The 24275-nt window shown below is 71.1% G+C and carries 23 protein-coding genes and 1 pseudogene; 10 read left to right on the forward strand and 14 right to left on the reverse strand.

All coding sequences use genetic code 11. The features are described from left to right. Window positions 1-36 precede the first annotated feature (36 nt). Window positions 37-1596: a Na+/H+ antiporter gene (locus tag ACFYZR_RS23530; protein WP_391913322.1), complete on the reverse strand. Its 1560-nt coding sequence runs from the start codon at window positions 1594-1596 to the stop codon at window positions 37-39. A gap of 243 nt (window positions 1597-1839) precedes the next feature. On the opposite strand from ACFYZR_RS23530, the gene ACFYZR_RS23535 reads away from it, so the two are divergent. Then, window positions 1840-4455 (forward strand): ATP-binding protein, encoded by a 2616-nt coding sequence (locus ACFYZR_RS23535; RefSeq protein ID WP_391913324.1) that lies wholly within the window; start codon window positions 1840-1842, stop codon window positions 4453-4455. 3 nt (window positions 4456-4458) lie between these two features. On the opposite strand, the gene ACFYZR_RS23540 is transcribed toward ACFYZR_RS23535, so the two are convergent. Further along, window positions 4459-5166, reverse strand: a complete 708-nt coding sequence (locus ACFYZR_RS23540) for an esterase/lipase family protein (protein ID WP_391913326.1) — start codon at window positions 5164-5166, stop codon at window positions 4459-4461. 141 nt (window positions 5167-5307) lie between these two features. On the opposite strand from ACFYZR_RS23540, the gene ACFYZR_RS23545 reads away from it, so the two are divergent. Continuing rightward, entirely contained in the window at window positions 5308-5871 is a 564-nt protein-coding gene (locus tag ACFYZR_RS23545) for a hypothetical protein (protein WP_391913328.1), read from the forward strand. Between the two features lie 23 nt (window positions 5872-5894). On the opposite strand, the gene ACFYZR_RS23550 is transcribed toward ACFYZR_RS23545, so the two are convergent. From ACFYZR_RS23550 to gndA, 3 genes are all read right to left on the reverse strand, one after another. Beyond that, window positions 5895-6761, reverse strand: a complete 867-nt coding sequence (locus tag ACFYZR_RS23550) for a hypothetical protein (RefSeq protein WP_391913330.1) — start codon at window positions 6759-6761, stop codon at window positions 5895-5897. Between the two features lie 120 nt (window positions 6762-6881). After that, window positions 6882-7292 (reverse strand): nuclear transport factor 2 family protein, encoded by a 411-nt coding sequence (locus ACFYZR_RS23555; RefSeq protein ID WP_391913332.1) that lies wholly within the window; start codon window positions 7290-7292, stop codon window positions 6882-6884. 64 nt (window positions 7293-7356) lie between these two features. After that, window positions 7357-8817, reverse strand: coding sequence for an NADP-dependent phosphogluconate dehydrogenase (gene gndA / locus ACFYZR_RS23560; protein ID WP_391913334.1), 1461 nt, complete (start codon window positions 8815-8817; stop codon window positions 7357-7359). A 441-nt stretch (window positions 8818-9258) separates the two neighbouring features. Between gndA and ACFYZR_RS23565 the strand changes: the two genes are divergently transcribed. The 4 genes from ACFYZR_RS23565 to ACFYZR_RS23580 are packed head-to-tail and all read left to right on the forward strand — an operon-like array spanning window position 9259 to window position 13655. Beyond that, window positions 9259-9600: a hypothetical protein gene (locus ACFYZR_RS23565; RefSeq protein WP_391913336.1), complete on the forward strand. Its 342-nt coding sequence runs from the start codon at window positions 9259-9261 to the stop codon at window positions 9598-9600. Then, window positions 9597-11072: a PrsW family glutamic-type intramembrane protease gene (locus tag ACFYZR_RS23570; RefSeq protein WP_391913338.1), complete on the forward strand. Its 1476-nt coding sequence runs from the start codon at window positions 9597-9599 to the stop codon at window positions 11070-11072. Before ACFYZR_RS23565 ends, ACFYZR_RS23570 begins: the two co-directional genes overlap by 4 nt. A gap of 14 nt (window positions 11073-11086) precedes the next feature. Then, complete coding sequence (locus ACFYZR_RS23575) at window positions 11087-11407, forward strand: hypothetical protein (protein ID WP_391913340.1); 321 nt, start codon at window positions 11087-11089, stop codon at window positions 11405-11407. Then, window positions 11397-13655: a hypothetical protein gene (locus tag ACFYZR_RS23580; RefSeq protein WP_391913342.1), complete on the forward strand. Its 2259-nt coding sequence runs from the start codon at window positions 11397-11399 to the stop codon at window positions 13653-13655. The genes ACFYZR_RS23575 and ACFYZR_RS23580 overlap by 11 nt, the downstream gene beginning before the upstream one ends. A gap of 154 nt (window positions 13656-13809) precedes the next feature. Here ACFYZR_RS23580 and ACFYZR_RS23585 read toward each other — a convergent pair whose 3' ends face one another. After that, window positions 13810-14292, reverse strand: coding sequence for a transposase (locus ACFYZR_RS23585; RefSeq protein WP_391913344.1), 483 nt, complete (start codon window positions 14290-14292; stop codon window positions 13810-13812). Between the two features lie 107 nt (window positions 14293-14399). On the opposite strand from ACFYZR_RS23585, the gene ACFYZR_RS23590 reads away from it, so the two are divergent. After that, entirely contained in the window at window positions 14400-14837 is a 438-nt protein-coding gene (locus ACFYZR_RS23590; protein ID WP_391913346.1) for a hypothetical protein, read from the forward strand. A 187-nt stretch (window positions 14838-15024) separates the two neighbouring features. Here ACFYZR_RS23590 and ACFYZR_RS23595 read toward each other — a convergent pair. Then, a pseudogene (locus ACFYZR_RS23595) lies at window positions 15025-15156 on the reverse strand (TetR/AcrR family transcriptional regulator); the annotation flags it as partial. Between the two features lie 145 nt (window positions 15157-15301). On the opposite strand from ACFYZR_RS23595, the gene ACFYZR_RS23600 reads away from it, so the two are divergent. Continuing rightward, on the forward strand, window positions 15302-15460 hold the full coding sequence (locus ACFYZR_RS23600; protein WP_391913348.1) for a hypothetical protein: 159 nt from the start codon (window positions 15302-15304) through the stop codon (window positions 15458-15460). An 80-nt stretch (window positions 15461-15540) separates the two neighbouring features. Here ACFYZR_RS23600 and ACFYZR_RS23605 read toward each other — a convergent pair whose 3' ends face one another. From ACFYZR_RS23605 to ACFYZR_RS23635, 7 genes are all read right to left on the reverse strand, one after another. Beyond that, window positions 15541-15789 (reverse strand): metal-sensitive transcriptional regulator, encoded by a 249-nt coding sequence (locus ACFYZR_RS23605; protein ID WP_391913350.1) that lies wholly within the window; start codon window positions 15787-15789, stop codon window positions 15541-15543. Window positions 15790-15876: 87 nt separating this feature from the next. Further along, the gene (locus ACFYZR_RS23610) at window positions 15877-16758 is read right to left on the reverse strand and encodes a sulfite exporter TauE/SafE family protein (RefSeq protein ID WP_391913352.1); all 882 of its coding nucleotides are present in this window, start codon (window positions 16756-16758) and stop codon (window positions 15877-15879) included. Then, window positions 16755-17339, reverse strand: coding sequence for a rhodanese-like domain-containing protein (locus tag ACFYZR_RS23615; protein ID WP_391913354.1), 585 nt, complete (start codon window positions 17337-17339; stop codon window positions 16755-16757). The genes ACFYZR_RS23610 and ACFYZR_RS23615 overlap by 4 nt, the downstream gene beginning before the upstream one ends. Window positions 17340-17533: 194 nt before the next feature. After that, window positions 17534-18919 (reverse strand): rhodanese-like domain-containing protein, encoded by a 1386-nt coding sequence (locus tag ACFYZR_RS23620; RefSeq protein WP_391913356.1) that lies wholly within the window; start codon window positions 18917-18919, stop codon window positions 17534-17536. A gap of 55 nt (window positions 18920-18974) precedes the next feature. Beyond that, the gene (locus ACFYZR_RS23625; protein WP_391913358.1) at window positions 18975-19286 is read right to left on the reverse strand and encodes a rhodanese-like domain-containing protein; all 312 of its coding nucleotides are present in this window, start codon (window positions 19284-19286) and stop codon (window positions 18975-18977) included. A gap of 310 nt (window positions 19287-19596) precedes the next feature. After that, a complete protein-coding gene (locus ACFYZR_RS23630; RefSeq protein ID WP_391913360.1) occupies window positions 19597-20202 on the reverse strand; it encodes a hypothetical protein in 606 nt (201 codons plus the stop codon). A gap of 114 nt (window positions 20203-20316) precedes the next feature. Continuing rightward, window positions 20317-22701, reverse strand: coding sequence for a phosphoketolase (locus ACFYZR_RS23635; protein WP_391913362.1), 2385 nt, complete (start codon window positions 22699-22701; stop codon window positions 20317-20319). Window positions 22702-22903: 202 nt separating this feature from the next. Here ACFYZR_RS23635 and ACFYZR_RS23640 point away from each other — a divergent pair, with 202 nt between their 5' ends. Further along, window positions 22904-23086, forward strand: coding sequence for a hypothetical protein (locus ACFYZR_RS23640; protein WP_391913364.1), 183 nt, complete (start codon window positions 22904-22906; stop codon window positions 23084-23086). A 38-nt stretch (window positions 23087-23124) separates the two neighbouring features. After that, complete coding sequence (locus ACFYZR_RS23645; protein ID WP_391913366.1) at window positions 23125-24033, forward strand: universal stress protein; 909 nt, start codon at window positions 23125-23127, stop codon at window positions 24031-24033. Window positions 24034-24275 lie beyond the last annotated feature (242 nt).

The following is a 24275-nucleotide window of genomic DNA, read 5'->3' on the forward strand; positions in this document are numbered from 1 at the left end:
GCCCCCTCGGAAACGGTGAAAGGGCGGGGCTGGGGCTCACTCACCCAACCCCGCCTCCTCCAGGTCCAACGACCGCTGCAACCGCCTCCGCGTCATATCGCTTATCCGGTTCCCCTCGTACAACCGCCGCAGCTCCGCGCTCTCCGCCGCTATCACCGCCCGCCGCAGCTCGCGGTAATCGGTGGCCGAGAGAGCGGAGGCGGCGTCGTCCGCGTGATCCGCGTCCGCCTGGTCCAGCCGCGCCAGCAACCCCCGCCGCAGCTGGTCGATGACGGTCGTCGAGGCCGCCTCCAAGGACTCCAGCTCATCGAGGCAGTCCAGCCCCGCCTTGGCCAGCGCGGCCCGGCAGCGGGCCTCCTCGTGGGCGGTGTGCTCGGGCTCCAGCGCGATGCCGGACCAGCGGACCACCGGGGCCAGGGTGAAACCCTGGAGGACGAGCGTGAGGACGACGACGCCCGTCGTGAGCACCAGGAGCAGCGGACGGTGCGGCAGCGGCGCGCCGCCCTCCACCGTGAGGGGGATCGACAGCGCGGCGGCCAGCGGCATCACCCCCCGCGTCCCCGCCCACGACACCACCGCCGGGACGCGCCAGGACACCCGCCCGTCGCCCCGCCGGCGCTGCGTCAGCACGGACAGCGGAACCACCCCGAGCAGCCGCGTCATCAGGACCGTGCCGGCCACCGCCAGCACCCCCAGCGGCCAGTCGTCCCCGGCGGAGCCCAGCTCGTGGACGAGCGCCGGCAGCTCCAGCCCGATGACGGCGAAGACCACGCTCTCCAGCAGGAAGACCACCGTGCCGTAGACGGCGTGCACCTGGAGCCGGACGGTCGCGTTCGTCAGCCGGTGGCCGGTGCTCCCCAGCACCACGCCCGCCACCACCACCGCGGTGACCCCGGAGGCCCCCAGGTCCTCGGCGAGCACATACGCCGCGTACGGCGTCACCAGCGCGATCACCGTCTCCAGCACCGGATCGGCCGTGCGCCGCCGGATCAGCGCCGCGGCCCCCGCCACCGCGCCGCCGACCAGCACACCGCCCCCGCCCAGGGCCAGGAACGCGCCGCCCGTCGCCGCCGGGGAGAGCGCGCCCGTGGTCACGGCCGTGGCGACGGCGACCTTGAACAGCACCAGCGACGTGGCGTCGTTGAACAGGCTCTCCGCCTGCACCATCACCTGTACGCGCGGCGGCAGCGACAGCCGGCGCCCCAGCGCCGTGACCGCCACCGGGTCCGTACTGGCCAGCACCGCGCCGAGGACGAAGGCCGTCGTGCCGCTGAGCGGGGTGACGGCGGAGGCGACCACGCCCACGGCCGCCGCGGTGGCCAGCACCAGCCCGAAGGCCAGCACGGTCACCGGCCGCCACACCAGCCGCAGTTCGCGCCACGGTATCTCCTCGGCCGAGGCGAACAGCAGGGGCGGCAGCACCACGACGCTGATCGTCTCCGGGGCGATCCGGATATCGGGCACCCAGGGCAGCAGCCCGATCAGCACCCCGCCGACGACCAGCAGCGACGGCGCCGGGACCCGCCAGTGCCGGGCGCCCGTGGCGATGAGAGTGGCGAAGGAGACAAGGAGGAGTACGGCGGTCAGAGCGGTCACGTGAGGCTTCCCGTCGACGCGGTGGAGCGGCTCGCGCCGCACTGCCGCCGACCAGGCTTCCCGGCACTCCCGGGAGAAATCTACCGGGTTCCCCGAGTCCCCCGTCCCGCCCGTGACCTGCCGAAGTCAGGAACGTGTCAACGTCGGCCCCCGCACCGCCGCCCACGGGCCGGATCGGCCGACGATGGCCATGTACCCCTCCACACCGGGCGATCCGCCTCGCCCCCGACAGAAGGAACACCCATGGCCCAGGCCAGCGCTCCGCCTGACACTCCGGGCACCCGACCCGGCAGACTGAAGGTCTTCCTCGGCGCTGCCCCCGGAGTCGGCAAGACGTACCGCATGCTGGACGAAGGATGGCGCCGCGCCCTGCGCGGCACCGATGTCGTGGTGGCCTACGCCGATTGCCACCACCGCCCGCACACCGAGGAGATGCTCGAGGGGCTGGAGGTGCTGCCGCGACTGCACCGGGACTACCGGGGCATGGAGTTCACCGAACTCGACCTCGCCGCCGTGCTCGCCCGCCGCCCCGCCGTGGCCCTCATCGACGAACTCGCCCACACCAACGTGCCCGGCACCGGCAACACCAAGCGCTGGCAGGACGTCGAGGAACTGCTCGCCGCGGGAATCGACGTGATGACCACCGTCAACATCCAGCACCTGGAATCACTCAGCGACGTCGTCGAGAAGATCACCGGCGTGCCGCAGCGGGAGACCGTGCCGGACGACGTCGTACGCCGCGCCCACCAGATCGAGCTCGTCGACATGGCCCCCGAGGCGCTGCGCCGCCGCATGGCCCACGGCAACATCTACGCCCCCGAGAAGATCGACGCGGCGCTCTCGCACTACTTCCGCGTCGGCAACCTCACCGCCCTGCGCGAGCTGGCCCTGCTGTGGCTCGCCGAGCGCGTCGACGAGACCCTCCAGCGCTACCGCGCCGAGCACGGCATCGGCGGCGTCTGGGAGACCCGCGAACGCGTCGTCGTCGCGCTCACCGGCGGCCCCGAGGGCGACACCCTCATCCGCCGGGCCGCCCGGATCGCCGCCCGCTCCTCCGGCGGCGACCTGCTGGCCGTGCACGTCACCCGCAGCGACGGGCTCGCCGGCGCCTCGCCCGACGCGCTGGCCCGGCAGCGCCGGCTCGTGGAGAGCCTCGGCGGCACGTACCACACGGTCGTCGGAGACCAAGTGCCCGCGGCCCTGCTGGACTTCGCCCGCGCCGAGAACGCCACCCAGCTCGTCGTCGGCGTCAGCCGCCGCGGCTGGCCGGCCCGCGTTCTCGCCGCGCGCGGCGTGGGCGACAGCGTCGTCGAGATGTCCGGCGACATCGACGTCCACATCGTCACCCACGAGCGCGCCGGCCGGGGACGCGGGCTGCCCGTCCCGGGCAGCGGTCTCTCCCGCGTCCGCCGGATCTGCGGACCCGTGGCCGGGCTCCTCCTGCCCTTCCTGCTGACCGCGATCCTGCGCGAGGACGCGGCCGCCGAGGCCCTCGGCCTCAACCTGACCAGCGAGGCCCTGCTCTTCCTCGTCGCCGTCGTCGGAGTCGCCTGCATCGGCGGGGTGCTCTCCGCGCTGCTGGCCTCCCTGACGGCCTCGCTCCTGCTCAACTACTACTTCATCCCGCCGGCCGGGCAGTTCACGATCCACGGCGCCAACAACATCCTCGCGCTCGTCGTCTTCGCCCTCGTCGCCGGCACGGTCGCGACCGTCGTGGACCGCTCGCTGCGCCTGAGCCGCCGCGCCGCGAGCGCCACCGCCGCGGCCGAGACGCTCTCCTCACTGGCCGGCGGCATCCTCCGGGGCGAACAGGAAGTCCCCGACCTGCTGGAGCGCACCCGCCGGACCTTCGGCATGGAGTCGGCCGAGCTGCGCCCCCGGGCCCGCGACCGCGAGGCCGCCCCGGGCGCGGCCCGGGAGGCGGTGACACGGGAGGCGGGGTCACGGGAGGCGGGGTCACGCGAGGCGGTGGCCCGCGACGGGTCCGGGCGCGCCACGACCGAGGAGATCAGGACGCCGATAGGGGAGGACGCCGAACTCGTCCTGCGCGGCCGGGCGCTGCCCGCCTCCGACCGCCGGGTGCTCGCCGCCTTCGCCGCCCATCTGACGGCCGCCGTGGAGCGCGCCCGGCTGGCCGAGGCGGCGGCCGAGATCGAGCCGGTGCGGGCCGCCGACCGGATGCGCACCGCCCTCCTGGCCGCCGTCAGCCACGACCTGCGCACCCCGCTCGCCAGCGGCTGGGCCGCCGTCAGTTCCCTGCGCAGCCGGGAGGTCGACTTCTCGCCCGAGGACCGCGAGGAACTGCTGGCCACCGCCGACGAGTCGATGGCCAAGCTCAACCGGCTCGTCGACAACCTCCTCGACATGAGCCGCCTCCAGGCGGGCGCCCTGACCCTGAGCCTGCGCCCCACCGCCCTCGTCGAGGTCCTGCCCCTGGCCCTGGACAGCCTGCCGGAGGCGCCGGAGTGCCGGGTGGCCGCCCAGGACCTGGAGCGGGTCCCCGACGTCCTCGCCGACCCACCCCTGCTGGAACGCGTCCTGGCCAACCTGGTGGCCAACGCCGCCCGGCACTCCCCGCCCGGCCGCGCGGTCACCGTCGCGGCCAGCGTGCTCGCCTCCCGGGTGGAGCTGCGGGTCGTCGACCGGGGACCGGGCCTGCGGCCCGCCGACCGCGAACGGGCCTTCGCGCCCTTCCAGCGGCTCGGGGACACCGACAACACCACCGGCCTCGGCCTGGGCCTCGCGCTGTCCCGGGGCCTGACCGAGGCCATGGGCGGCACGCTCACCCCCGAGGACACCCCGGGGGGCGGGCTGACGATGGTCGTCTCGCTGCCGGCCGCCCCGGTCCCGACGGGATGACCGCTACTTCACACCGTCGGCGAGGAACGCGCGGAGCTGCCGCGCCACCTCGCCGTCGGTCAGCAGGTCGTTGTGCTTGAGGCACCCGGCCGTACGCGTGTTGACGGCGCCCGCCAGCGCCGTGCTCTCCACCGGGGCGATCTGCTCGTCGCACGACGACCACCAGGTGGCGTACCGGACGGAACCGGGCGTCTCGTCGCCCGAGTTGAGGGACTTCAGCACGTACGAGCCGGGCGTCATGTCGCGGCACCCCTGGTCCCACAGCGCGCACGCCCAGGCCAGGGACGTCCCGTGGTTGGGCCCGGCCAGCGACGCCCAGTGACCGACCCGGCCGGCCGCCGCCCCGCCGCCGAACGCGAGGTACCAGCGGGTCGGCAGACTCCCCAGGCTGTGCGCCACGACGTCCACGCGCGCGGCCCCGGTCCGGGCCAGCACCTCGTCGACATAGGCCGCGAACCGGCCGGCCAATACCTCGTTCGACGACCGACTCGTGTCGTACGACCACGCATAAAGCCGGTCCTCCGGGTAGCCGTTCCGGGAGAAGTCCGCGCGCATCCCGCCCCAGACGCCCGGCCCCGCGTTCCGGCCGTGGACGAAGATCACCGGATCCGGCGGGGCATGGCCGACGGCGGCCGGCGCGACGGCGAGGAGGGAGAGGAAGGAGAAGACTCCGGCGAGGAGGGCGACGAACGGTCTTCGCGGGATGCGCATACGGCGGACACCTTTCCATTTCCATACCCCTGACGGGGTGTCGGCTTCAGGAGGGAACTGTTCCGCCAACTCGCCCGCTGTACAAGATGAATACGAGAACCCGGGTGCCGCACAGGGACACCCGGCGACCGAGGGGGAGCCATGCGTACGACCCGATCCACCTGGCGCTCCGGTGCGGCATTCGCCCTGCTGGCCGCGCTCACCGTCCCGGCCGTCGCCTTCGCGGCCTCCGCCGGGGCCACCACCCGTCCCGCCGCCACGGCGGCGGACGACGCTCCGAGGACGGACGCTCCGCAGACGCACGAGGGCGGCACGTCCTCGGTCGTCGACCGGGTGGCGTCCTTCTACGGCGCCTACGTCGACGCCCGTACGGGCACGCCCGACACCACCCTGTCCAACGCCCTGCGCGCGCACTACCTCACCAAGGAGTTCCGCGCACGCCTGGAGACCTGGGAGCGGAAGAACGCCGCGGACGGCGTGCTCCGCGCGCAGAACACCCCGCGCGCCTGGCAGGTCACCTACGACAACAGCGGTGCCGGGCACACCTGGACGAAGGTCCGGCTGACCTGGGGCGACGAGAAGAAGCCGACGTACACCTACCTCAGTGTGCAGTCGGACCTCGCCACGAAGGAGATCTCCGACATCAAGGAGGGCACGGCGACGGGCGGCGCCGCCGACAGCTCGGCCGACAGCTCCGACGACTGACGGAGGGCGCCTGACGGAGAGCCCTACGCGGGCGGGGCGGCCCGCCGGACGAAGGACATCCCGCACAGGCCGCCCGGCCCGGCGCTCGCGCCCGAGACATAGGCGGTGTTCGCGCCGTGCCAGTACAGGGAGTCGACCTGGAGGGGCTCGTCCAGGAACCGCGCGGGCGCCAGCATCGCGCCCCCGAGCGGGTCGCGCTGCCGGTCGTGGGACCATCGCCGGACCTCGGACTCGCGCAGGGCGGTACCCCAGGACATGCCCCGGTCGAGATCCGCCAGCCGGAAGCCGATGAAGGCGCCTTCCGGGGTGTCCTCGCGGCGGACGGTCAGCTCGGCGGGACGGCCGTCGAGGTCGCCGGAGTAGCCGCCGTCCCCGGCGTACCAGTCGCGGTAGTCGCGGAACGGCCGGTTCTGTATGTAGCCGGGGCCCGTTCCGGAGCGGCGGAAGGACAGGGGGAAGCCGAGGCCGTCCCGCACGCTCGTCCCCGAGAGCCGGTCGGTGTCCTGGGTGTGCAGGGTGAGGACGCGCAGGGTGAGGGCGGCGGAGCCGCGCAGCGCGATGTCGCCGGCCAGATGGGAGGTCGCGGGGACGTCCTCAAGACTGCCGGTGAAGGCCTCGTCCCGGTCGAGGTCGGTGAGGGTGAGATAGAGGGTGTGCCGGGTGCCGGGGGACTGCCGCACGACGACGATCCTCAGCCGCGCCCGCCGGCCGTCGTACACCCCTTCCCAGGTGCCGTGGAAGGCGCGTACGTCCCGGAAGACCCCGCCTCCCTGCCTCGTGGTCGTGACGGCGGCCGCGGCGCCCGAGCCGAGACCGGTGCAGCCCAGGGCGAGGGCGGTGCCGAGGGCGGATCTGAGGGCGGTGCGGCGGGACGGTGAGCGGTGCTGCATCGGACCTCCCGGATTCCGTACGCGGAAATCTCCCGTGTCGAACGACGCCGCTCATGATGTGCGCTGTCACGCGGGCAGCAAAGTCCCCGAATGAGCCGACCGAGACTCGCCGACCGAGACTCAAGGCCTCTCATAGCAGTCGTAGTTGCGCTGGGAGACGATCCTCCCGTCCCGGAAGTCCAGGAACGTCGCGATGTGGGCGCGCAGCACGTGCCCGGCGGGCAGCTCCCCCAGGGGCACGGCCAGCGTGCCCGACCAGACGACCTCCAGGGCCACCCGGTCCCCGGCCGCGACCGCGCCCGTCACCTCGAAGCGCTGCTCGGCGAGGAGGTCGCGGCCCCGCTCCGCTGCGGCCAGGATGGCGGGCAGATCGCGCACGACGCCCTCGGGGAAGAGGGCGTTGGGCAGCTCGTGGTGGACGGCGTCCTCGTGGAAGAACCGGGCGAGTTCCTCGCCCGTGGCGAAGCGGGCGACGGCCTCGTGATAGCGCAGGGCCGTCTCGACATGGGGGTGCTGCGGCGCGTCCGGCATGACTTGACCATAGCGGTGCCCCGCGACGCCGGAACGCCGCGGGGCACCCTCGCGTACGGAGCCGTCAGGCGGTCTGCTCCTCGCTGCGGTCACCGCTCCAGAGGGTGTGGAACGAGCCCTCGCGGTCGGTGCGGCGGTAGGTGTGGGCGCCGAAGAAGTCCCGCTGCCCCTGGGTCAGGGCGGCCGGCAGCCGCTCGGCGCGCAGCGCGTCGTAGTAGGCCAGGGCGGCGGAGAAGCCCGGCGTCGGCACGCCGCGGCGCACGGCGGTGGCGACGACCTCGCGCCACGCGTCCTGGGCCCGGCCGACCTCCTCGGCGAACTGACGGTCCGCCAGCAGGGTGGGCAGCTGGGGGTCGGCCGCGAACGCGGCGCGGATGCGGTCGAGGAAGGCCGCCCGGATGATGCAGCCGCCGCGCCAGATGGCGGCCATCGCGCCCAGGTCGATGTCCCAGCCGTACTCCTCGCTCGCCTTGGCGATCATGTTCCAGCCCTGGGCGTAGGACACGACCTTCGACGCGTAGAGCGCCTCCTCCACGCGTGCGGCGAACTCCTCGGCCTCGGCGGGGGAGAGGGGCTCGGCCGACGGACCGGGCAGACCGTTCGCCGCCTCGCGCAGCTCCTTGTGCCCGGAGACGGACCGGGCGAACACGGCCTCGGCGATCCCGGACACCGGCACCCCGAGGTCCAGCGCCGTCTGCACCGTCCACCGGCCGGTGCCCTTCTGCTCGGCCTCGTCCGCCACGACGTCCACGAACGGACGACCGGTGGCGGCGTCCTTGTGGGCCAGCACCTCGGCGGTGATCTCGATGAGGTACGAGTCCAGCCGCCCGCCGTTCCAGGTCCGGAAGATCTCCGCGATCCGCTCCGGCGCGAACCCACCGACCGAGCGCAGCAGGTCGTAGGCCTCGGCGATCAGCTGCATGTCGGCGTACTCGATGCCGTTGTGCACCATCTTGACGAAGTGGCCGGCGCCGTCGGGGCCGACGTGGACGGCGCAGGGGGTGCCGTCCTTGGCCTTGGCGGCGATGTCCTCGAGGAGGGGGCCCAGGGCCTTGTAGGACTCGACCGACCCGCCGGGCATGATGGACGGCCCGTTGAGGGCACCCTCCTCGCCGCCGGAGATGCCGGCGCCGACGAAGTGGATGCCGCGGTCGCGGAGGTTCTTCTCGCGGCGGCGGGTGTCGGCGAAGTGGGCGTTGCCGCCGTCGATGATCATGTCGCCTTCTTCGAGGAGGGGTGCGAACTCCTCGATGACGGCGTCGGTGGGGTCGCCGGCCTTGACCATGATGATGAGGCGGCGGGGCTTCTGCAGGGCGGCGACGAATTCCTCGGCGGTCTCGGCGGGGACGAAGTTCCCTTCGTGGCCGTGCTCGTCGATGAGGGCCTTGGTCTTGGCGGCGGTGCGGTTGTGGACGGCGACGGTGTGGCCGTGGCGTGCGAAGTTGCGGGCGAGGTTGCTGCCCATGACGGCGAGCCCGGTGACGCCGATCTGTGCGGTTGCCGTGGTGGCGGGGGTGCTGGGCATTGCGGTGGTCCACTCCTGTCGCTGTGCAGTCGAAGGCTGGTGCGTGCGTCAACACGGCAGGGTCCGGGGATCTTCCCGGGATCATCCATGCGGGTGACCGGGCAGCAGCCCGGCCACCCTGGCACAGGACGCTCAAGAGCGGCTGGGGGCACGCTGGAGAAGGCCTTGGGCCTGTCACCTCGCTCGTCTGCAAGGGCCTCCGCGCCTGTGGTCCTTTTGTGTGACCTACACAAATACGAAGCGAGGTGCGTAGTCCATCTATCGGGGCTCCAGCGAAAGCATCCCGGCCCGACCTGCCGTCGCTGACTCCAAACCGGCACATCGCACGGTGGCTTTCACGGTTTCACCGCGATTTCAACGGTCCTTCATAGCGTCCAGTTGACGTGTACGCGGCTGCGTGTGGGGGTCTGCCGTGCGCTGCCCGGGTGAGTGGAGTCTGGCGTGACTGAACTGCTGTCCGAATCCGTCCCCGATGCCGCGCCACCAGGTGGCTCGGATGGTCGTCAGATCCGGGTGCTGCTGGGTGGCGGGCTCCTCGGGACGGTGCTCCTGGCGGCCTCGCTGGGGATCGACCTCTCGGGGGCCAATGATGTGAGCGTCCCCCAGATGCCGAAGCTGCCCTCGCTGCCGGCGCCTTCCTCAGGGCTCCCGACCGGCTTCCCGACCGATCTCCCGACCGATCTCCCGACCGATCTCCCGACCGGTTTCCCGACAGGCCTCCCGTCCGGCTTCCCGACGTCGTTTCCTACTGATCTGCCGGGCCTGCCGGGGGGTGGCTCGTGAGGAGTCTCGCTTCACTCTCGCTCTCGCTGCGGGACGATGCGGTGGCCCGGTCGCGGGCACTGCTGATTGCCCGGATCGTGATCGCCCTGTACTTCGTCGAGTTGCTGGCGAACGTGACCCGGCCGCACCGCCAGCCCGGCGAGGGCGTGCTGTCGATCTTCTACAAGCCGTCGTCGGACCTGACGAAGCTGATGAAGAAGTCCGACTTCTCGAACTCGTTCAGTCGGCTGATGTCCGTGCCCACGGTCATCTTCTGGCTCGTCCTGGCGGGCATCGCGGCTGCCGTGGTGATCCAGGTCTTCGCCGCGATCACCAGGCCCGCCGACCGGCGTGCCGCTGCGTTGACCTGGCTGACCCTGGGGTGCTTGCTGCTGCCGTTCGGGCTGCTCTCCCTCGTGGTCGTCTTCGAGTTCTTTCCCAGTGCGCTCGCCTGCGTGCCCAGTACGGCCTTCGTGCTGCTCCTGCTGCGTGGCTCGGTGCGGTTCGCCCGGGTCCCGCTGGGGGCGCTGCTGATGGCGTTCGGCTGGGGAGCTCTGATCGTGTTCAGCCTCGGCCGGGTCTTCTCCAATCTCGCCTCCGGCACGATGTTCAGCTACCTCGGCCCGGCTGCCGGCAGTGATCCCGCCCATCTCCTGGCCAGCACGGACCACATGCTGATGGCGGTCACCGTGCACCTCAGTCTGGTGAACACGATCGCCCTGGCGAGTGGCGTCGCACTGCTGCTGGTGCTGTTCCGCTACCGGATCACCGACGCACTCACCGGCCTGATCCTGGGCGCTTCCATGGGACTCGGATACGCCTTTGTGGACAGCCTGATGTACATCAAGGTCTACGGGTCGTTCGGCGGGCTGCTGGGATCGACCGGGGGCTTCGAGTACTGGATCCGGCAGTCCATCGGCCTGCTCGGCGGACAGGTGACCTTCGGTGCGCTACTGGGCGCAGGCTTCTGCCTCGCCGCCCGCGCGCGGCAGCACACGCTGCCGGCGGTGGCGGCGCTGATGACGGCGTTCGGCGGCAGCACGGCGGCCGAAGTCCTCTCCGGGTGGCTGTCGGGGAAGCTGCAGCACAGCGGCGGCGGCCCCTTGGACACTCTGGTGGTCTCCCCGCTGCTGTGGCTGCTGCCGCAACTCCCCTTCATCGCGCTGGCAGTCGTGCTCCTGGTGTACGGACTGCGTGAGCGCGGGGTCGTGCTGCGCGCGGTGCTGGCGCAGGAGGCCGAGGCGGGTTCGGCCGTCACCGCCGGGGAGACCTCCGTCCTGGGCTCGCCCACGCTGCGGCTCTGGGCCCTGGTGGGTACCTGGCGCCGGCACGGTCGGGGGACGGCGTTGGCGCTGTACCGCCTGCAGTCGGCGCAGTTGGAGCTGGCGGGCTGTCACGCGCAGGAGGACCCGCCGGACACGGCGCAGGAGGAACGGTCCGAACTGCGCGGCCAGATCATGTCGATGAAGGGTGTTCGGGCGGTGGCCTCATGACCGGTTTGAGGATAGTGGGACGTCTGGTGCTGGCCGTCGGCGTCATGGTCTGCACGACCGTGCTGATGACGCAGCCGGCCTCGGCCTGCCCGGTGGGCATCGGCTACAAGCCCTCGATGAGCATCAACAACCTGATGTACCACCGGACGTGCTCCACGGGCACCTCGCTGGCCGGGGCGGGCACTGTCGCCGTCCTCGCACTCGGAGCCCTGACCGCGGCGGGCTGGGCAGCCTACCGCAGGGGCGAGAGGCCCGGCCCGCATCCCGCCCTGGCCGGCTACCTGGACGCGACCGGTGTCGTCCGCGCGGAAGCGGGGCGCGACGATGCGTCGTAGTACCGCCCCGCGCCCGGCCGCGCTGCTGACCGCGCTGGTCACCGTGCTGCTGATGGTCGTTGCACCGGCGGGGCTTCCGGGGGCGCGGACGGCCGCGGCAGAGCCTACGCCTACGCCTACCGAATGGACCCCCGCGATTCAGCCGGGTGTCGACCTGAAAAACAGCAAGGACCTGGACGAGATCGCCCAGAAGTTCGTCCGGAATCCTCTGGGAGAATGGCTTGTCCAGGAGACCAACGCCTTGGGGTATGACGTCGGGTACCCCAACATTCAGGTGGCTTTCTTCTCCTTCAGCTGGATGGAGACCGATCCCCGCCTCCCGGTCTGGGTGCGGGACAAGTACCGGGTCTTCATGGCCGGCCTGAACCAGGAGATACATTCGCCCAGCACCAAGCCCAGATGGACCTATCCGCTACGTGCCCAGATGCTCGACGGCGAGAACTATTTGCTGGACGACCTCTTCAAAACCCTGGAGCAGCGCCCCACGGACTCCTACGGCAACGAGCAGGTGCTGTCGCTGACCACCGGATCGGTCAAAGGGAAGCAGGAGACCGATCCCGAAAAGAATCGGCATTCAGAAGATGCCATGGACGAATGGGTGACCCGCATCCTGGAAGCGGTCCTCACGCGCATGGCCCCCGGCGCCGATTCGGCACAGACGGAGGAAAGCAAGAAGGAGATCAAGGAGAAAAACAAGGAGGAAATCGATAAGGTCATCAAGGCCATCAAGAGTGAGGGAAGGGCGCTCGTCGGCCCGCGGACCTACTGCAACGACTGCAAGAAGAACGTCCCCGAAAACGGCTTCAAATTTAAGCACGTGAAATTCCTGGCACCGTACGACAAATACAAGTCGGTCCAGGCCGAGCTGACGAGCAAAAACCTCAAAGTGCTGAAGCCCCGCCTTCAGGCCGCCTACGACCAGCGCATCAAGAGCCTCGTCAATCAGGGGCTACAAAATCTGAACCTGGCGGCACCCTGCCCCGACCTGAAGAACCCCGGGGGAATGAACATCGCCGCCGCTGCCGTATCCGTGTCCCATCCCTGCGACCAGAGCAGCAACGTTCTCACCAAGACACTCGGTTCGCCCGCCTACGGCGGCGTCGACCTCTCCAACCTCCAGCTGCGCTACCTCTCCGACAACGGTGGCGGGGTGAAGTACGCCTTCTCCTCCCAGGCCGCAGAGAAGGGGCTGACCCAGAACCCCAGTGCCGCGAGCCAGGCACTGGTGGGCAGCATGGCGGACCTGCGCACCTGGCTGGCGCTGAGCCCTGACAAGTTCTGGGTCAACCTCAATCCCAACCAGCCGGACCGCATCATCGACAAGGACCTGGGCCAGACGAACGCCGGCCGCGCGCTACTGGAGGCCGACTGGCGGATGAAGCAGACGGAAGGGAAACTCCTCGACCCCAACACCTCCTTCGGCGCAGAGTACTGGCGCAGACTTGGCGGCTCGGGGGGAGAGAGCTGCTACTCCTCGCGGATGTGGATCGTCCCGGGGGAGGTGGAGGTGCGCCAGGACGGGTCCTCGCTCTACGTCCTGAAGGCCAACCTCAACGTGAAGGCCAAGGCGGAACAAGTCGCCGGGCTCGGGACCAACTGCAACAGCGATCCGCAGCAGACGGCGCGCAATGCGCAGCTCGAGCAGGAGATGGTGGTGCCGAAAATCGAGAAGGAGGTCAACTCCGCACCCGAGTACGCCCCGCTGCGCCGGGCGTTCCTGGCCCGGGTGGTGGCCCAATGGCTCCTGGACCGGCATGCCGCCGGCCACGCCACGTCCTTCGACAAGTTGATCGGCTCCGGGAACCTCGGCCCCGCAGTGGCGCACGGCAGTTGGCGGCCACAGCAGGTGTACGACGAGTACGTGCGCTCCATCCGCAATGGGACCTTCACCTACCGGCGGACTGAACACGTCGGCAACACCACGCTCACCTATGTGATTCGGACCGGCGGAGTCGACTTCAGCAATGTCACCTCGACCCGGCTGAGCGGCGCGGATATGAACCGGAAGGTACCGGGCTTGTCGCAGACGATCGCCAGCTCCGCGAACCGCCCCGCCACGGCCGCCGACGGCTCGATCTGGCTGGGTGACACGGCCAAGGCGCCGAGGGTGAGCAGCTGGGATCGCGTCCGCAGCTACTTCCTCGGCCGCACCGGCCTCCTCGTCCTCCTCGGGATTGCGTTGTTGGCCCTGCTGTTCTTCGTCCGCGACGGGTCGGCGCTGAGACGCAGGAGCCGGCGGGTACCGTGAGGCGGTAGGCCGAAGCCGCGAGTGAAACCCCGCCGGTTGTTCCGGCGGGGTTTCCGCGTGTGGCGCATGACGACGGCGTGCAGCATCCGAGCGTGAGGTAGATCGCCTCGTGTGAGACCCGCATAGCGGCATCGCCCGGAAACTGGCGACACAGTCATCCGGAAATCTGCTCCGGCGACCGGCTCGGCGCGAGCTTCTCCTCGACGACCGCCCACAGGCCGGGCAGAAGCGCCAGCTCCGCCGGCTTCGGGCGCCGGGTCCGCTGCCGTGTCTCCTGGTCCGCGACGATGGCCCAATAGTGCTCGCGACCGCCGTTGCGTTTGATCTCCCGCGAAATGGTCGACGGTGACCGCCCCAGCCGGCCAGCGATCCGGCGGGCGGACTCGCCGGCCGCGATGCCACGCGAGATCTCCGTCTTGGCCAAGGACGACACGATGACGTCAGTGACCGTCCGGGCCTCCCGCTTGGCCCCTTTCTTCGCGGCTTCCCATTTGAGCGCAATAAGTACAGTGGCCGCCCGGAGCCGGTTGGGGAGCCCACGAAGATGCGCGGGTTCGCGCGTACCTTTGGCGTCGTAGGTGGAGTGGCTCAAGTGCCCGGATACGCGCGAGACGTGCAGCGGCATGGTTTCAAGCAAGCGATGAAGGATCTGATCAAGAACTTGGTAGATCCGTCCGGGATAGTGAAGAGAAACAGCACGCCATCGAAGTCCGGCTGTCCGTGCCAGAAGGAAGAAGTAACTCTGTGACCGTCACTTCCTACACTCAGATCCCGGCTCTCCTGGTCGACTTCGTGCCCGAGGCGGCAAGTCTGATCGAGGGGGAGGCCGACATGCCCATCCGCGAGGCGGTTCGTGACGACGATTTCGCTCTCGGCTACTTCAATCTCCTCGGAAATGTGCTGTCCTACCCTCTGCTGATGCCTCAGCTGCGCTCGGGTGATCCGGATCGCGATCTCGTCGCGTGCTGCTTCGCCTTCATCGAGAAGCTGATGGAGAGCCCGGAGGACGGGATTCGATCGGCTGCGCACTTCCAGTGCTTGGAGCCGCTTCTCGATGCGGATGGTCTCCTGAAGACAGCGCTTCCGTTCATGGGGGAGCGAACGAGGGAAGAGGCGGCGAAAATGGTGCGGTTCTACGCCGTCGAAGTGGACGACGATACGCGTAGGCAGCTGGGGCTGTAGCTCTGCTGCATCCCGGTGAAAAAGAGGGGCAGGGGCCGTCGAACGGCTCCTGCCCCTCAGCGCATTCAGAGCTCGAGAACCCCGTGCCTCAGGTCATCCGCAACGTCAGGAAGAAGTCCGGCTTGTCCCCCAGCCGCGACAAGTCGCGCCCTGTCAGCTACTCGATCCTGCCCACCCGATACGGCAGATCGGCGGCGATCGCCGCTGCCGGCGACTCTGCATGGCACAGCCTCATCGACTCCTCGTACTCCCGCAGGGCGGGTGATTCGTCGATCACGCGCCACATCGGGGCGGCACTGTCCGCCGTGCAATGTCGCACAGCACGGCGAGCCGTGGCTGAAGGCTGCCCTCGGCCAGGCCGCCGTCAGCGCTTCGCGTACCAGGGAGACGCCGCATGCCACCGACGCGTCGCCTCCCGCCGAGGCAAGAAGCCTGCTCTCGCCGCCCCGGAACACTCCATCGTCATGGCGGTCTGGCGCATGTTCACCCACGGCGTCGAGTACACCGATCCCGGCAGCGGCCAAATCCTCGAACGCACTGGCCGCACCCGACAGCCCCGAGGGCTGGTGAGCCAGGTCAACCAACTCGGCTACCAGGTCACCCTTGATTCAGGAAGGGAATGATCTTCGTGCGGTCGAGTAGCGCGCGAGCGGCCTGTCGGTGGTGGTTGTCGTGCCGTTGGCGGGCCGCTCGGGTTCGGTCGTCAGGCGAGGGCGAGGAAGAGCTTTTCGAGTTCCTCCTCGGTCATCGGGGCGGCGTCGGCCTGTTGCTCGGCGGTGAGGCACTGGCGCATTCCACTGGCCACGATCTTGAAGCCGGCCCGGTCGAGGGCTCGGGAGACGGCGGCGAGCTGGGTGACGACGTCCTTGCAGTCGCGGCCGGCTTCGATCATGGAGATGACGCCGTTGAGCTGTCCCTGGGCGCGGCGCAGCCGGTTGAGGACCGCGCTCATCGCTTCTTCTTCGACCTTCACTGGACTCCTCTTGGCTGGTGCCGACTGTGCTGTTCAGGGTACCCCGGTGGGTATACGACGCGGGGGTCAGCGGCGGCCGGCAGGTTCCGGAGCGGGCGCCGCTGCCCTGGGCGGGTTTTCGGTGCGGGGTGTGTGCCCGCGCCGGAGCAGCAGCCCTGCCGCGATCGCGGGGCCCGCTGCCAGGACGACCGGGCCGGTCTGCCGGCTGAGGACGAAGAGGCCCATGGCGACGACGAACCAGCCGAAGCCGATGCGCAGGGTGTGCTGCGGGATGCGTCCGGCGAAGCGCCCGCCGATGAGGCTGCCGAGGACGGCGGCCGCGGTGACGGCCAGGGCCACGCTCCAGTCCAGGTGCGCGCCGGAGAAGTGTCCGGCCAGTCCGGCGAAGGAGTTCATGGCGATGACCAGCAGCGAGGTGCCGACCGCGATGCCCATCGGCAGGCCGGCCAGCAGCGCCAGCGCGGGCACGATGAGGAAGCCGCCGCCGGCGCCGAGGATGCCGGTGACCGCGCCCACGACGAGGCCCTGCAACAGCAGGCGGTGGAGCGGAAGTTCGCGGTGTGCCTGCTGGGGGGCCTTGTGCTGTGGGTTCCTGCGGGGGCCGCGGAGCATCGCGGCTGCCGTGGCGAGCATCATCAGCGCGAACGCGACCAGCAGCACGGTGTCCGGGATGTACGCGGCCACCCGTCCGCCCGCGTAGGCGCCGGCCATGCCGGCCAGGCCGAAGAGCGTTCCGGTGCGCCAGCGCACCCGGCCCGCGCGGGCGTGGGAGATCAGGCCCGCGAGGCTGGTGACGCCGACGACGAACAGCGAGGTGGTGATCGCCTGCTTGGTGTCCTGGCCGGCCAGGTAGACCAGGATCGGGACGGTGAGCATGGATCCGCCACCGCCCAGGATCCCGAGGAGGACCCCGATCAGCAGCGAGGCCGCGATGGCGAGAGCGGTCACGGCCGGCTCCGGAGGGCGGCGATCACCGAGGCGATGTCGGTGCGCGGTCCGCGGTTGTAGGGGAGCTTGGCGAGCAGCATGCCCATGGCGCAGGTGTTGGTGAGGGCGGCGAAGGTGAGGCCGGCTCCGACGGCGGTGCCGATCAGGTGCAGTCCGGGTATCGCGAGGCCGGCCAGCCCGGAGACGAGCACGATCGAACCGGCGATCAGCCGGACCTGGCGTTCCGGTTCCCAGCGGGCCGACCCGCGGGTCACCGGGCCGCCGGCCGTCTCCCAGGCGACCATGCCGCCGTCCAGGACGCGCAGGCCGGGCAGTCCGGCGTCGGCGAGTGCCTGCTCGGCCTGGGCGGCGCGGGCGCCGGAGCGGCATATCAGGACGGTGTCCTCGTCGAGGTGGTGGAGCAGCTCGGTGCGGTGTTCGCGCAGCGTGTCCAGTGGCACGTTGTAGGCGCCGGGGATGTGGACGGTGTGGAACTCGCCGGGAGTGCGCACGTCCAGCAGGCGCGGGCCGCTGCCGTCCTTGACGAGTTCCCTCAGGGCGGCGGCGTCGACTCTGGCGGGGGTGCGGGCGGGGGTGGTCATGGGGGGCTCCGGTGTCGGTTGGGCCGGGCGGGCTGGATACCCGCCCGGGTATATGTCGGGGTGTGGTGGGGCGCGGGTGTCCGGTGAGACGGGGGCTCCTGTCGGACACCGGCGGTTCGGGGTGCCGGGGCCGATGGCGGAGGGCTGCTGACTTGTCGGCCTCCGCGCCGGATCCCGGCGCCTGAGGGGTTCCGTCAGGCGGCGGCGGGTTCGGTGAGCAGCGCCCAGGCGCCGTAGCCGCCGAGTACGTCGGAGACGTCCTCGAAGCCGTGGTGGCGCAGCAGGCTGGCGGCGATGGAGGAGCGGTGCCCGCCGGCGCAGTGCAGTACCAGGGGGCGGCCGGTGGGGATCTCTTCCAGGCGGTGGGGCAGTTCGCCCAGCGCGATGTGGAGCGAGCCGTCGATGGAGCCGCCCGCACGCTCGGAGCAGTTGCGGACGTCCAGGACCACGGGGGGCCGGTCGCCGGCGAGGGCGGTGCGCAGTTGGTCGGCGGTCAGGCGGCTGGCCGGGGCGACCTCGTCGGGCATCGCCGCGAGGGCGTCGTCGGGGCTGCGCAGGTATCCGGCCACGTGGTCGAAGCCGATACGGGCGAGGCGGGTGGTGATCTCCTCCTCGCGGTTCTGCGGCGCGATGACCAGGATGCGGCTTTCGGGGGTCAGGACGGTGCCGGCCTGCTCGGCGAAGCGGCCGTCGGCGGGGATGTTGATCGCGCCGCGCACATGACCGGTGCCGAACTCCTGCGGGCCGCGGGCATCCACCACCACCGCACCGGCCGCGCGCTCGGTGCGGAACTCCTCCACCGACAGCGGCCGGGACGCGGCAGCCGGGTCGAACAGGTCGCGCTCCTGGCGGTTGAGGGTGGCGTCGTAGGCGAAGTAGCCGGGTGCGGCGGACTGTCCGGCGGTGACGATGGCGACGAACTCGTCCTCGCTCATCGGCCGGCAGGCGTAGTTGGTGGCGCGCTGGGCGCCGATGGTGGACTGCTTCTCGGTGGAGAGGTTCCTGCCGCAGGCCGAGCCGGCGCCGTGGGCGGGGAAGACCCGCACTTCGTCGGGCAGGCCCATCAGTTTGTGCTGCACGCTGTGGTAGAGCATCCGGCCGAGTTCGCCGGCGGTGACGCCCGCCGAGGCGAGCAGGTCGGGACGGCCGACATCGCCGATGAACAGCGCGTCTCCGGTCAGCACTCCGTAGGGGACCTCGTCGGCGGCGTGCTCGTGGACCAGGACGCTGATCGACTCCGGGGTGTGGCCGGGGGTCTCCATGACTTGCAAGGTGACGTCGCCGAGGCTGATCCGCTCGCCGTCGGCGAGCTTGCGGATCGGGTACTCGGTCTCGGCGCGTTGCCCGTAGCCGATCCAGGCGCCGGTTCGGGCGGCCATCTCCAGGTGACCTGCGATGAAGTCGGCGTGGAAGTGGGTGTTGACGACGGCCTCGACGGTGAAGCCGTGGGCCTCGGCGTCGGCAATGTACTCGGAGATGTCCCGGCGCGGGTCGACGACCACCGCCTTGCCGGTGGACTCGTCGGCGATCATGTACGACGCCTGGGAGAGACAGTCGAGGTAGTGCTGGGCGAAGAACACGGGGAACAACCTTTCGGTCGAGGATTTGCAGGCCCTCGGTATACCCGGTGGGGTATTAAAACGGACATGGTGGGGCCATGGTCGGTCGGTGACGGACCGCGGCTTCGGGCAGGTCGGTGCGTGTGCGGGCCGGTGGCGAGAGGTGCCCGGCCTGAGCCCGGCCGTGGGTGCCGGCGGCGACCGGGCGGGCGTCAATACCGCGGGCGCGCATCCAGTCGGTGGCGTCCAGGCTGCGGCCGCCGCCGCTCCCGCAGATCACATACGCCGGCCGGTCCGCCGGGGCGTCGGCCCGGGCGGGCAGCTTCGCGAGCGGCACGGGCGGCGCGCCGGGCACGTGTCCCGCGCGGTACCCCTCCGGCTCGCGCACGTCCAGGACGAGGTCGCCCTCGGTCCAGGCCGTGGCGAAGGCGCCAAGGTCGATTCCGCCGGTACGTCATTCCTCCTTCCGTATACCCCCCTGGGTATCTTGTCTTCGAACGTAACGCCTTGGTGGTGCGACTGTCAAATACCCCGGGGGGTATCTCGTGAAGCGGCAAGCGGTTCGGATCGGAGGCCATGGAACCGCCCGCTGTGCACCACTGCGGCACGTTCGACCCCGTCGGCGGCACCACAACCATCCACTGTGTTTCGTCGCCCGGCCCCCTCCAGGGCCGGTCCGCGGCCGTGCCGAGCTCAGCTCACTCCCGCGGGCCGGTCTCGTACAGGCGTAGCGCGACGACGAGACCGGAGGCGGCGGTGGGGGCGGCGACGCCCCGGATAGCGGTGGTCAGCCCGTAGGCGTCGGCGAGGGTTCCGGCGGGCACGGCTCCCACGGCGAAGCCGCCGTCGTGCCACAGCCGGTGGACCCCGACCGCGGCCTGCACGAGCGTCCCCGCCGTGATCAGGTGCTTGCGGCCGATCCGGTCGGACCACCCGCCGCCGGTCAGGATCTGGCCCAGTCCCCACACAGCCGGACAGAGCGCGGCCGGCAGCCCGATCCGGGCGACCGATAGGCCGTGCGCGGCGAACAGCAGGGGGAAGGCGCCCCAGGCGAGGGCGTCATTGAGGTCGTTGGCCATGCCCGCCCAACTGGCCGACGACAGTGCCCTGTCGGTGAGGCCGGCGGCGCCCGCGACCTGATGTGTCGTCAGCTCGCTGTGGTGGTCCGGGTTCGTGGGTACGGGGCGGAGGGCGGCGATGGCGCCGGTGGCCATCGCCGTGGCGGCGAGCGCACCGTAGCCGGCGGCCTCGTTGAGGCCCATCACAAGGCCCCGGCGGGCCGGCCCGACCAGGTCGGTCTTCATGATGACGGTGGTGGACCGTCGGCGGCCGGGGCCGGGACGGGCCCGCCGTGACGGAACGGGCTCGGCCGGGCCGCCGCTGCTCTTCCCGCCCCTGCGGCGACCGGCCCCGTGCTGTCAGTCCGGCCAGGTCCAGTCGGCGACCTCAGGGAGGTCTGTGCCGTGTTCCCGGATCCAGGTGTGGTGGCGGGTGCGGGCGTCCTCCATGGCCTGGCGCACAGTCGCGGCGCGGACGGCGAGGCCGGGGACGCGGTCGATGACGTCCATGACGAGGCGGTAGCGGTCGAGGTCGTTGCGGACGACCATGTCGAAGGGCGTGGTCGTGGTGCCGATCTCCTTGTAGCCGCGGACGTGGAGGTGGGGGTGGCCGGTGCGGCGGTAGGCGAGGCGGTGGATGAGCCAGGGGTAGCCGTGGTAGGCGAAGACGACCGGCTTGTCGCGGGTGAACAGCGCGTCGTACTCGCGGTCCGGCATCCCGTGGGGGTGCTCCTCGGCCGGCAGCAGCCTGGCCAGGTCGACGATGTTGACCACGCGGAGCGCCAGGTCCGGCAGATGGCGGCGGAGGATCTGGGCGGCGGCCAGGACCTCCTGGGTGGGGACGTCCCCGGCGCAGGCGAGGACGGCGTCGGGTTCCTGGGTGCCGTTCTCGGTGCCGGCCCATTCCCAGATGCCGGCGCCCCGGGCGCAGTGCGCCCGTGCCTGCTCCAGGTCCAGCCAGTCGAAGCTGGGCTGTTTGCCGGCGACGACGACGTTGACGTAGTCGCGGCTGCGCAGGACGTGGTCGGCCACCGACAGCAGGGTGTTGGTGTCCGGTGGGAGGTAGACCCGTACGGCTTCGGGGCTCTTGTTGAGGATGTGGTCGATGAAGCCGGGGTCCTGGTGGGAGAAGCCGTTGTGGTCCTGGCGCCAGACGTGCGAGGTGAGCAGGTAGTTGAGGGAGGCGATGGGGCGGCGCCAGGGGAGGCGGCGGGTGACGCGCAGCCATTTGACGTGCTGGTTGACCATGGAGTCGACGATGTGGACGAACGCCTCGTAGCAGGAGAACAAGCCGTGCCGACCGGTGAGGAGATAGCCCTCCAACCATCCCTGGCAGGTGTGTTCGGACAGGATCTCCATGACGCGGCCGTGCCGGTCGAGGTGTTCGTCGACGGGGAGGGCCTCGGCCTGCCAGGCCTTGCCGGTGGCCCGGTAGACGGCCTGGAGGCGGTTGGAGGCCGTCTCGTCGGGGCCGACGAGCCGGAAGTCCCGGCGTTCGCGGGTGGCCTCCATGACGTGCTCCAGCAGTTCGCCCAGCACGCGGGTGGGCTCGTGGAGGGTCGCGCCGGGCTTGTCGACCGGCACCGCGAAGCGCTCCAGCGGGGGCAGGGGGAGTTCGCGCAGCAGCAGGCCGCCGTTGGCGTGCGGTGTCGCCCCGAGCCTGCGGGTGCCCTCGGGCACGCAGGAGAGTACCTCGGGCCGTGGGCGGCCCTGTTCGTCGAAGAGCTCCTCCGGGCGGTACGAGCGCAGCCACGCCTCCAGTTGCCGCAGGTGCTCCGGGTTGTCGCGGACCCCGGCGAGCGGCACCTGGTGGGCGCGCCAGGTGCCCTCGACCGGCAGGCCGTCGACGTCGGCGGGGCCGGTCCAGCCCTTGGGGGTGCGTAGCACGATCACGGGCCAGTGGGGGCGTTCGGTGATGTCTTCCTGCCGGGCGGTGCGCTGAATGAGGGCGATCCGGTCGAGGGCGGTGTCCAGGGCGGTGGCCATGGCCCGGTGGACGGCTGACGGGTCGTCGCCGGTGACGTGGAGCGGTTCGTGGCCGTAGCCGCGCAGCAGGTCGTCGAGCTCCCGCTCGGGGAGGCGGGCGAGGACGGCCGGGTTGGCGATCTTGTAGCCGTTGAGGTGGAGGATGGGCAGGACCGCGCCGTCGTGCACCGGGTCGAGGAATTTGTTCGAGTGCCAGGAGGCGGCCAGCGGTCCGGTCTCGGCCTCGCCGTCGCCGATGACGCAGGCGACGAGCAGGTCCGGGTTGTCGAAGGCGGCCCCGTAGGCGTGGGAGAGGGAGTAGCCCAGTTCCCCGCCCTCGTGGATCGACCCCGGGGTCTCGGGGGCGACGTGGCTGGGCACGCCGCCGGGGAAGGAGAACTGCCGGAACAGCCGTTCCATGCCCGCCGCGTCCCGGCTGACGTCGGGGTACGTCTCCGCGTACGTCCCCTCCAGCCATGAGTTGGCCAGTACCGCGGGCCCGCCGTGCCCCGGCCCCCAGACGCACAGGGCCCGCAGGTCGCGGGCGCGGATGACGCGGTTGAGGTGGGTGTGGACCAGGTTCAGGCCGGGCGAGGTGCCCCAGTGACCCAGCAGCCGGGGCTTGACGTGCTCGCGCCGCAATGGCTCCCGCAGCAGGGGGTTGCCCATCAGATAGATCTGCCCGACGGCCAGGTAGTTCGCGGCCCGCCAATGGGCATCCAGGCCCCGCAGCTCCTCGTCTGTGGGACCAGCCGTCGTCGTTGTCGTAACGTCCGGCATGACTGCCTCCGAAAGGGGACGGGGGACCTACGTGCGACTCCGTCCCAGCCTGCCCCTTGCTCCGAGGGCATCGCCAGGGCCGATCGGAGGACGTCCGGGGCCGCTCGGCCCCTTCACTGCCTTGCCCGCCAGGGGCTGACCGGTCTCGGCGTCCGTGACCAGCGCACCCAGATTTTCCGGCTGTCGCGTCAGGACGTTCAGTGTGGCCTCCGAGGCATGGACCCGCGCGGACCTGACCGTCACCGGGGCAGGGTCGCCCGGGACCGAGTGCGTGGACCAGTGGGACGGCGCCGAGCCCGGCCACGGCTGGGAGGGGACCTTCGGGCCCCGCCTGGACCGTACGGCCCCTGGGGCGAAGGCCCCCGGGTGGCCGAACCTGGGGTAACGGGCCCATCGTCGCGCGGCCCATCGCCTCTGGAGAACATGATGCTTCGGACAGATGCTCCGCCCGCCGAGCGCGTGGTGGTCGGTTTCGACGGTTCGGACCCGGCGCTGTCGGCCCTCGACCGGGCTGCCGAGGAAGCCGAACGGCGTACTGCCTCACTGGAGGTCGTCTGCGGCTGGCCCTGGGGTCTGCACCTCCCGAGGACCGACACGGACCCCCGTGAGAAGCGGCAGCCGCCGGCCGAGGGACAGATGCTCTACGCCGCCGGTCGTGCCGTCACGGACGCGGCCCTGGAACGGGTCCGCTCCCGCTTCCCGGACCTGCCGACCATGCCGCACCTCACCACCGAGCCGGCGGCCCGTGCCCTGGTCCGGGCGGGGCGCGGCGCCGGACTGACCGTGGTCGGCACCCGGGGGCACGGCGGCTTCACCGGTCTGCTGCTGGGCTCGGTCGGGCTGCGGGTGGCCGCCCACTGCACCGGGCCGTTGCTGGTGGTGCGTGGCGGGAACGCCCCCTCCCATGGTGTCGTTCTGGTGGGTCTCGCCTCGGAGGCGGACGACGATGCCGTGCGGTTCGGCTTCGAGGAGGCGCGGCGGCGCGGTGCCGCGCTGCGCGTGCTGCACGCCTGGCAGCACCGGGGGGTACCGGGCGTCCTGCCCGCCGCGGAGCTGTACTGGGAGGGATCCGACGATCAGAGGCAGTGCCAGGCCGCCGTGCCGGCGTTCGCGACGGCCGTACTGCGCGAGGAGTTCCCGGACGTCGAGGTCCGTACCGAGTCGGTGTACCAGGGCGCGGGGCAGGCCCTCGTCGAGGCGAGTGCCGATGCCGACGTCGTGGTCCTCGCCACGCACCGGCCCCGGCACCCGCTCGGCCTCCAACTCGGGCCCGTCACTCACGCCGTGCTGCACCACGCCCACTGCCCCGTGGCCCTGGTTCCGGTGACCTGACGCGACACCGGCCCCCTCACCTCGCCCGCCCCGTTCGTCTCCGAGGTCTTCGACACCTCCCCGCAAGACCCGCAATGCGTCCCCGGGGCGCCACGAGTGCACCTGAGGCGCACGGCTGGCACGCAGGGGGCTTCGGAGTACCAGATGTCGGGTGGAGCTGTTGCGTCAGGTCCTCGTTGTCATGATCCGAAGCACTGATCAGCCGTCTGCCGGTGGTCCGCGCCGTGCAAGCCGCCCGGCTT

It is taken from the genome of Streptomyces sp. NPDC001678, from assembly GCF_042892945.1.
In the GTDB taxonomy this organism is placed as follows: domain Bacteria; phylum Actinomycetota; class Actinomycetes; order Streptomycetales; family Streptomycetaceae; genus Streptomyces.